This is a genomic window from Flavobacterium xylosi, from assembly GCF_042787345.1.
In the GTDB taxonomy this organism is placed as follows: domain Bacteria; phylum Bacteroidota; class Bacteroidia; order Flavobacteriales; family Flavobacteriaceae; genus Flavobacterium; species Flavobacterium xylosi.
On record NZ_JBHZPZ010000006.1, the window covers coordinates 172,758 to 179,292 of the forward strand.

The following is a 6,535-nucleotide window of genomic DNA, read 5'->3' on the forward strand; positions in this document are numbered from 1 at the left end:
AAATATGGAAATTTTAGAATTAATCAAAGAACCTTGGCCTTGGTATATTGCAGGCCCATTAGTTGGACTTACAGTTCCGGCCTTATTAATCACTGGAAACAAATCATTTGGTATTAGTGCCTCATTACGTCATACTTGCGCCATGTGCTTGCCGGCGAATATTAAATTTTTCAAATACGATTGGAAAAAAGAAATTTGGAATATGTTTTTCGTGTTCGGTATTTTATTGGGCGGTGTCATTGCCTTTAGTTTCTTATCTAATCCTAATCCAATCATCATTGACGGAAACCTTAAAACGGAATTGGCCACGTACGGAGTGACAGAAATCTATGGAATGTTACCGGAACAATTATTCTCGTGGGAAAGTTTATTTACACTCAAAGGATTTTTCATGATGGTAGTTGGTGGCTTTTTTATTGGTTTCGGTTCTCGTTATGCGGGAGGTTGCACAAGTGGTCACGCCATTTCTGGTTTGTCTAATTTACAACTGCCATCGCTTATAGCAACTTGTTGTTTTTTCGTTGGGGGATTGATTATGGCAAATCTTATTTTACCCTTTATCCTTTCACTTTAAAATAATTCGATATGCAAATTAAAGATCAAAATACAGATTTCGAAACGCGTTCCTTAGATACAGTTTGTATCAACGAAAGCCAATTAGAACACAAATGGTACCATAATTTAAAATACTTAGTGATAGGTATATTGTTTGGTATTGTTTTCATCAAAGCCGAAATTATCAGCTGGTATCGCATTCAGGAAATGTTTCGTTTTCAATCTTTTCACATGTATGGTGTGATAGGAAGTGCCGTTGTGGTTGGGATAATATCCGTTTTTCTGATAAAAAAATTCAATATTAAGACCATTTATGGAGAAAAAATTGAGTTCCATGACAAAACATTCAACAAAGGTCAAATTTACGGCGGACTCATCTTTGGATTGGGTTGGGCAATAACAGGAGCATGTCCTGGGCCATTGTTTGCACAAATTGGAACGGGCGCCACAGTGATGATTGTCACCCTATTTTTTGCCATTGTGGGAACTTGGGTATATGGATATTTTAGAGATAAACTGCCTCATTAAAAAATTATGATTCCAGAAAAACATAATATAGTCCAATTTAAATTTCTTGTAAAAAGATTAATTTATCTGTTTACAACTGCTATTTTATTAGTAATATCATTGTTCTTGGTTTTGTTTTTTAATTCATCAATCACCTCTTGGTTTAAAAATAGTGATACGGATCTCGATTCCCTTTATATTGAAGCACAGAAAAAAGTGGTTTTACAAAATGAAATGGCAAAATTCTGGAAACCAGCTGATATCAATCTGATTATAGATTCAACTTTAAAACAAGAAGTCGCATACGGGAAAGATTTAATTGCACATACGGCTAAATATTTGGGGCCAAATGGTAGTGTGAAACAAATTAGCAATGTTATGAATTGCAATAATTGCCACTTAGATGCCGGTACAAAACCTTGGGGAAATAATTACGGTTCTGTATATTCTATGTATCCAAAAATGAGAGCACGAAGCGGACAAGTAGAAGATCTTTATAAAAGAGTTAACGATTGTATGGAAAGAAGTTTGAACGGCCAGCCACTCAAAGAAAATGAACGAGAAATGAAGGCCATGATTGCTTACATCGAATATATTGGCAGTAATGTTCCTAAAGGAAAAGAAGCAAATGCCTCCGGAATCTATGAATTAGAATATTTAGACCGTGCCGCTGATCCTGTAAAAGGAAAGGCATTATATGACGCCAAATGTGCCAGTTGTCATCAAGTGAATGGTCAGGGAATTTTGGCAGAAGATAAAAAGGAATATACGTATCCGCCACTTTGGGGTAAAAATTCGTATAATAGTGGTGCGGGATTATTTAGAATCAGTCGTTTTGCAGGGTATATAAAATACAATATGCCATTGGGTGCCACATATGAAAATCCACAATTATCAGATGAAGAGTCTTGGGATATTGCGGCCTATGTAGAAAGTCTGAACAGAAGATCGAAAGATTTAAGTCAGGATTGGCCAAAAATTGCGAAGAAACCAGTAGATCATCCATTTGGTCCATATTCCGATAAATATAGCGAAATACAACACAAATATGGTCCATTTAAACCTATAAATAAGGAAAAAAAGAAAATGGAGGAAGCTGAAGAAAAATTGAAATCTAAAACATAAAAGCAAATGAAAAATTTAAACCTAATAACTCTCATTCTAATTGGATTATTCACCGTTAGTGCGTTTGCTCAAAAAAGACCGAGTAAGCACAAAATAGTATTTCAGTTTACCAATGCCAATGATACTTTACAACAAAAAGCATTTGCAAATCAACTAAAAAATTTAACAGACCATTGGCCTAAAGCAAAATATGAAGTGGTGATTTACAATATGGGATTAGAATTTGTTATGCCCACAAAATCAAAGCATATCGCAGCAATTAGAGCACTTCATACAAAAGGAGTTCATTTTGTAGTATGCGAAAACACAATGAAAAATCGAAAAATAACTAAAGAGCAACTGATTCCTGAAGTAGAATATGTGCCCGCCGGAATTGCTGAAATTGTTGAAAAACAAGAACAAGGTTGGAGTTATATCAAGGGCGGATTCTAAATTAAAATTGTAAATTATATTTTGCACAATTCTACACCATTAATTTGGCTGTAGGTTTTTCTGCAAAAATGCTGAAAACTAAACCAACAAACCTAAAAACAATGAGCAATAACCGAAGAGATTTTCTGAAATCAGTGGGGACAATAGGCCTGGGTGCTGCGATTATTTCGCCTATTTCCGCTATTGCAAATACAAATCAGGCTGAAGAAATAAACTTGGATACAACAATAGATGGTTCTAAACGGCAAACAATTTCTATTCTTCAAACCACCGATGTGCATTGTCAGATTCATCCGCACGATGAGTTATTCTGGGAAAATGGGAAAGCTGTTTTTAGAAAAACGGGTGGTTATGCCTATATGGCAACCTTACTGAAACAATTAAAAAAGAAAAACCCAAATACCTATATCATTGATACCGGTGATATGTTTCAAGGCAGCGAATTAAGCGTAGAAACTACCGGTGAAGCTTTTGTTCCCATTTTAAACGCTTTGGATTATGATTTGTACTTACCTGGAAACTAGGAAGTAATCTACGGAAAAAGAAAAATGCAAACGTTGTTAGGTTCTCTCGATGCTCCAAAAATTTGCACCAATATGTACCACGATTTAGGCGAAGGAAAACGAGGTGAACTTATTTTTCAGCCGTATACGATTTGGAATATTGCTGGAGCAAAAATTGGTTTTTTAGGGTACACCGATCCTTTGGTGCCGTTGCGACAAAGTCCAAATTACAGCAAGGGAATTTTATATACCAATCCCGAAGAAAATCTGGCTCATTATGTAGATGTGCTAAGAAACCAGGAACAATGCAGTTATGTAATTATAATTGCTCATTTAGGTTTATCGCAGCAAATCGCATTGGCAAACCGACCCGAATGTGAAGGTGTGAATTATATTTTGGGTGGCGACACACACGAAAGAGTGCGTAAGCCAATTGTTTGTAAATACTCAAAAGTGGTGGAACCGGGAGCATTTGGTTCGTTTATTGGAAAATTAGATTTGACTATTCTCAACGGAAAAGTGATTGAGGACAGCTATGAATTAATAGAAGTCGATTCTCCAAAAATAAAACCAGATGCCAGAATCGAAAAATTATTAAAAGAGAAAGAAGCCGTTTATCAAGAAAAAATCAATCAGGTTCTTGGATACAGTACGATTCCTTTGTACCGTTATTTTGTGGTAGAAAATCCAATTGATACAATGATTTTAAATGCGTTACACTGGAAATTTCCTGAAATAGATATTAATCTTTCTAACGGATTCCGTTTCTGTCCTCCCAAAACAACTCCGGATCAAACCGGAAACATTCCCATTACAAACGGATTTATTTTTGATATGCTTCCTGTAGACAGTACCGTAAGAACCGCAAAAGTGACCGGAAAGCAATTAAAAAACTGGCTGGAAAAAGAATTGAATAATGTTTTTGCACAAGATGCTTCCAAACGTTTTGGAGGTTGGGTCGTAAAATTCAAGGGAATGGAGGTACTCTTCAATGCTTTTGCAGAAATGGATAAAAGAGTGCAAAGTATCACCATAAAAAACACACCAATAGATCCTGAAAAACTATATACCATCATGGCATGTGAACGTGACGGCGATCCTGTAGATATGCTTTGCAGAATGAAAGGCGTTATGGATGCCAAAAACACATATTCAACCTTGCATACGGTAATGAGAGAATATTTAAAACATAATTCTCCCGTTACGCCTACACCGCAAAAAAACGCAATAATTCTGGATGCTCCTGAAACACTTTTAACCCAAGTTACTGGCGTTGATTATACGTTTAGATAGTTTTCAATCGTAAATTAAAAAATCATAAAGTCGAATGTATAAAGCATTTGACTTTGTTTTTTTAAGGCAAATGTGATAAAAGTTACTTCCTATTTCTATTGTTGGGATTATTTTTGTACCAAATCTAAACGTTCAAAAATGAAAAAGTTTGCCACTATAATTTATATACTTACCTCCCTCCTTTTTGCTATAAATATAAGAGCGCAACATCAGGAAATTTCAGATAAACCAACCGTCTGGAAAGAAAAAAACAATGAAAAAATTGATTCTACCTCGATTTTAAATGCTTTCAAAAACGGAAATTTCACTGGTCATTTTCGCTATTTTTTCATGGGTACCAATAATGAAAGTGGCTTATCTGATTATTATGCGGATGCCCTTGGCGGAGGCGTAAAATTTGAAACCGCTAAATTTCATAATTTCCAATTTGGCGTCAGCGGCTATTATATTTTCAATATTGGCTCTTCTGATTTTACTCAAAAAGATCCCATTACCAATTCGTCCAATCGATATGAGGTAGCACTTTTTGATATTCAAAACCCGTCAAACAAAGACAATTTAAGCCGATTAGAAGAATTATATTTAAAATACAATTATAAAAATTCGAATATAACCCTTGGAAAACAACTCCTGAATACTTCATTTATAAACCTTCAAGATGGCCGAATGCGTCCTACCGAAGTAAACGGAATTTGGGTGGATTTTAATGAAATAAAAAAAACTAAAATCAATTTGGGCTACCTGTATGGAATCTCACCACGAAGCACGCTGAAATACTTCAAAGTTGGAAAATCAATAGGGATTTATCCAACTGGCGTGAATTCTGATGGAACAAAATCAGATTATGCAGGGAATTTAGACAGTAACGGGATTTATATTGTCGGTGTGCAAAATGCATCTATAAAGAATCTAAAAATGCTTTTTTGGAATCAATTTGCGGAAAATTTATTTAATTCGGCATTGTTCCAAATGGACTATAAATACGATTTAAATTCAAACTCAAAACTGCTTTTTGGATTTCAGACGATATACCAAAACGTGTTGAATTTTGGTGGAAATGAAGATCAAAGAAAAACTTATTTTCAAAAAAATTGTAATTCTCAAACTTTTGGAGGAAGATTAGGCTGGCAAAATAAAATGCTGGAATTAACTTTAAACTACAACCGAATAACTGCTAAAGGAAGGTATTTAATGCCCCGAGAATGGGGACGAGATCCTTTTTATACGTTTATGCCAAGGGAACGTAATGAAGGTTTTGGCGATGTAAATGCGGTAATGACTAAAATACAATATACAAATCCTAAAAAGATATTCAAATCACATCTTGCGGTGGGCTATTTTGATTTGCCGGATGTAAAAAACGTTGCATTAAATAAATATGGATTGCCTTCCTATGTGCAGACTAATGTTGATGTTCGCTATGAATTTCAAGGACTGCTAAAAGGGTTTGATGCCCAATTATTGTATGTGCACAAATTTAATGTTGGTGAAACCTATGTTAACAAAAATTATATTTTTAATAAAACCAACATGAGCAATATCAATTTTATACTTAATTTTAATTTTTGAGGGTATAGACTATTTTAGATTTAACCGTCCTTTCAAAGTAATCCCCTCTGGAATTCTATCGTGATAGATGCAAGCATATTTCGTTCCCGCTACAGGTGGAGTTGGCCGTATTGAATGTCATTAAAAAAAAAATATTGCAGGGAATGGCGGCGGAAGTCTTTATTCTTTTAAAATCGAAAGCCTACAATTATGTAGAACAGAAATCGGAAGTTTTGACTTCAATTTACTGTATTTATACCTCAAAGTAGAGAAAATATAACGATAAAAATGTCGGCGCAAAAAAGTTTTGAGTTAGAAATTGAAGCGATGAAGTAGAAAAAAACTGATCTATAATAATTAAAAAAACATCACCGATAAATTTTTAATTCCCTTATAATTAATTCGTTACAACATATATTGTTTTTTTATCGTCAGCCATTGTTTTATATACTACTTTCAACTAATTAATGCAACTTTAGGGAAAAGATAAAGATATTTTTTCAAAAGAAAGGACTTTAAAGTCCTCTCTCTCGAATGGAATAAATGTTCTTTATTTGCTCCTGACCAAAGTT

7 protein-coding genes are annotated in these 6,535 nt (G+C 34.5%); all 7 read left to right on the forward strand.

Features of this window, described 5'->3' with window-relative positions:
- The first annotated feature begins 10 nt into the window (after positions 1-10).
- The 7 genes from ACFX5E_RS07175 to ACFX5E_RS07205 all read left to right on the forward strand — a co-directional run bounded on the left by ACFX5E_RS07175 (position 11) and on the right by ACFX5E_RS07205 (position 5,984).
- Positions 11-574 carry a YeeE/YedE family protein gene (locus tag ACFX5E_RS07175; RefSeq protein ID WP_379854522.1) on the forward strand — a complete coding sequence of 188 codons (564 nt, stop codon included), beginning with the start codon at positions 11-13 and terminating at the stop codon, positions 572-574.
- Between the two features lie 11 nt (positions 575-585).
- Positions 586-1,083 carry a DUF6691 family protein gene (locus ACFX5E_RS07180; RefSeq protein WP_379854511.1) on the forward strand — a complete coding sequence of 166 codons (498 nt, stop codon included), beginning with the start codon at positions 586-588 and terminating at the stop codon, positions 1,081-1,083.
- A 6-nt stretch (positions 1,084-1,089) separates the two neighbouring features.
- A complete protein-coding gene (locus ACFX5E_RS07185; RefSeq protein ID WP_379854512.1) occupies positions 1,090-2,187 on the forward strand; it encodes a c-type cytochrome in 1,098 nt (365 codons plus the stop codon).
- 6 nt (positions 2,188-2,193) lie between these two features.
- Entirely contained in the window at positions 2,194-2,619 is a 426-nt protein-coding gene (locus tag ACFX5E_RS07190; protein ID WP_379854513.1) for a DsrE family protein, read from the forward strand.
- Positions 2,620-2,720: 101 nt separating this feature from the next.
- The gene (locus ACFX5E_RS07195; protein ID WP_379854514.1) at positions 2,721-3,143 is read left to right on the forward strand and encodes a metallophosphoesterase; all 423 of its coding nucleotides are present in this window, start codon (positions 2,721-2,723) and stop codon (positions 3,141-3,143) included.
- A 24-nt stretch (positions 3,144-3,167) separates the two neighbouring features.
- On the forward strand, positions 3,168-4,415 hold the full coding sequence (locus ACFX5E_RS07200; RefSeq protein WP_379854515.1) for a bifunctional metallophosphatase/5'-nucleotidase: 1,248 nt from the start codon (positions 3,168-3,170) through the stop codon (positions 4,413-4,415).
- A gap of 138 nt (positions 4,416-4,553) precedes the next feature.
- A complete protein-coding gene (locus ACFX5E_RS07205) occupies positions 4,554-5,984 on the forward strand; it encodes an OprD family outer membrane porin (RefSeq protein WP_379854516.1) in 1,431 nt (476 codons plus the stop codon).
- Positions 5,985-6,535: the final 551 nt, after the last annotated feature.

Bases quoted from the DNA above. Each gene is read 5' to 3' on its own strand.
- ACFX5E_RS07180 (WP_379854511.1), top strand. From the start codon at position 586: ATGCAAATTAAAGATCAAAATACAGATTTCGAAACGCGTTCCTTAGAT.
- ACFX5E_RS07185 (WP_379854512.1), top strand. From the start codon at position 1,090: ATGATTCCAGAAAAACATAATATAGTCCAATTTAAATTTCTTGTAAAA.
- ACFX5E_RS07190 (WP_379854513.1), top strand. From the start codon at position 2,194: ATGAAAAATTTAAACCTAATAACTCTCATTCTAATTGGATTATTCACC.
- ACFX5E_RS07195 (WP_379854514.1), top strand. From the start codon at position 2,721: ATGAGCAATAACCGAAGAGATTTTCTGAAATCAGTGGGGACAATAGGC.
- ACFX5E_RS07200 (WP_379854515.1), top strand. From the start codon at position 3,168: ATGCAAACGTTGTTAGGTTCTCTCGATGCTCCAAAAATTTGCACCAAT.
- ACFX5E_RS07205 (WP_379854516.1), top strand. From the start codon at position 4,554: ATGAAAAAGTTTGCCACTATAATTTATATACTTACCTCCCTCCTTTTT.